Source organism: Mycetocola reblochoni REB411 (genome assembly GCF_900163835.1).
Lineage (GTDB): Bacteria > Actinomycetota > Actinomycetes > Actinomycetales > Microbacteriaceae > Mycetocola_B > Mycetocola_B reblochoni.
Window position 1 is genome coordinate 1 of sequence record NZ_FUKR01000012.1, and the last position, 2,254, is coordinate 2,254.

2 protein-coding genes are annotated in these 2,254 nt (G+C 65.3%); both read left to right on the plus strand.

The window, feature by feature from the left end; all coding sequences use genetic code 11:
- Nucleotides 1-237: class Ib ribonucleoside-diphosphate reductase assembly flavoprotein NrdI (gene nrdI, locus FM119_RS02050; protein ID WP_143822596.1), on the plus strand; the 237-nt coding region annotated here is incomplete at its 5' end.
- Nucleotides 234-2,254 (plus strand): class 1b ribonucleoside-diphosphate reductase subunit alpha (nrdE, locus tag FM119_RS02055; RefSeq protein ID WP_087136037.1); only part of this gene is annotated, 2,021 nt, incomplete at its 3' end. The genes nrdI and nrdE, both read left to right, overlap by 4 nt.

Here is a 2,254-nt window from a genome sequence, read left to right on the forward strand (position 1 = left end):
AACGACCCGGCGAACCGTGCCCTCATTCGGGGTGTGATCACGGCGGGGAACACGAACTTCGGCGAGCACTACTGCCTCGCCGGCCCTGTCATCTCCGCGAAGTGCCGGGTGCCGGAGCTGTACCGCTTCGAGCTGCTCGGCACCCTGCGCGATATCGAACACGTGAACAACGGCCTGACCCGCTTCTGGGAGCAGGCCTCCGACAATCTGACATCCACCGAGAGGAAGACCGCATGACCATCATCTCCCCAGAAGCCCCCGCTCGCACCGGGATCGGCGCGCGGAAGGACTACCACGCCCTCAACGCACAGCTGAACCTGTTCGCCCCGGACGGGTCGATCCAGCTCGACAAGGACCGGGAAGCCGCCGAGGAGTACCTGCGCCAGCACGTCCACCCGAACACGAGAACCTTCCCGAGCGTGGCCGAGCGCCTGGAGTGGTTAGTTGCGAACGACTACTACGAGCGGGCGTTCCTTGACGCGTACCGTCGGGAGTTCCTCACCGACCTGCACGAGCGCGCCCGCGGGGCAGGACACCGTTTCCAGACTTTCCTCGGGGCGTTCAAGTTCTTCACTTCCTATGCGCTGAAGACGTTCGATGGCACCACGTACCTGGAGGGTTTCAAGGAACGCGTGGTCGCCACCGCACTCTTCCTCGGTCGGGGCGACGAGGCGCTGGCGACCCGGCTGGTGGATGAGATGCTCTCCGGCCGTTTCCAGCCTGCGACCCCGACGTTCCTGAACGCGGGCAAGGCGCAGCGCGGCGAGCTCGTGTCCTGTTTCCTGCTCCGCCTGGAGGACAATCTCGAGTCCATCGGACGGAGTGTGAACTCCGCGTTGCAGCTGTCCAAGCGCGGGGGCGGGGTCGCGCTACTGCTGACGAACCTGCGTGAGACCGGGGCGCCGATCAAGCAGATCGAGAACCAGGCCTCCGGCGTCGTCCCGGTGATGAAGATCCTCGAGGACAGCTTCAGCTACGCCAACCAGCTCGGTGCCCGGCAAGGAGCCGGAGCCGTGTACCTCCACGCGCACCACCCGGACATCCTGCGGTTCCTGGACACGAAGCGCGAGAACGCGGACGAGAAGATCCGCATCAAGACGCTCTCCCTCGGCGTCGTGATCCCCGACGTCACCTTCCAGCTCGCGAAGGAGAACCGGGACATGCACCTGTTCAGTCCCTACGACGTCGAGCGCGAGTACGGGAAGCCGCTGTCGGATCTGTCGGTGAACGATCACTACGACGAGCTGGTCGCGAACCCGCGGGTGCGGAAGAGCACGATCAGCGCACGGGAGTTCTTCAAGACCCTCGCCGAGCTGCAGTTCGAGTCCGGCTACCCGTACGTGCTGTTCGAGGACACCGTCAACCGCGCGAACCCGCTGCAGGGCTGGATCAACATGTCCAACCTCTGCAGTGAGATCCTCCAGGTGAACACTCCCTCCCGATACAACGCGGCGATCGGGTACGAGCAGGTCGGCCGGGACATCTCCTGCAACCTCGGCTCCCTCAACATCGCCCAGGCCTTCGCCTCCCCCGACTTCGGGGCGACCGTCGAGACTGCGGTGCGGGCACTGACGAGCGTGTCCGACCAGACCGACATCGACGCGGTGCCCTCGATCGCGGCCGGGAACGACGCATCGCACGCGATCGGTCTCGGGCAGATGAACCTGCACGGGTTCCTCGCCTCGCAGCGCATCCGTTACGGCAGCGAGGAGGGCATCGACTTCACCGACATCTACTTCCTCGCCGTCACCTACCACGCTCTGCGCGCCTCCAACCGGATCGCCATCGAACGCGGTGCGGCTTTCGCCGGGTTCGAGACTTCCGCCTACGCCGACGGCTCGTACTTCGATAAGTACACCGAGCGCGAGTGGCAGCCCGCCACCGAACGCGTCCGCGCCCTCTTCGCCGAGGCAGGCGTGGCGATCCCCACCCGCGATGACTGGGCGCAGCTGCGGGAATCGGTGCGGCAGCACGGCATCTACAACGCCTACCTGCAGGCCATCCCGCCGACCGGATCGATCTCGTACGTGAACAACGCGACCGCGTCGATCCATCCGATCGCGGCGAAGATCGAGATCCGCAAAGAAGGCAAGCTCGGCCGCGTCTACTACCCGGCCCCGCACATGACCGACGACAACCTCGAATTCTTCGAGGACGCCTACGAGATCGGCTACGAGAAGATCATCGACACCTACGCCGCCGCCACCCGCCACGTCGACCAAGGCCTCTCCCTGACGCTGTTCTTCCGCGACAC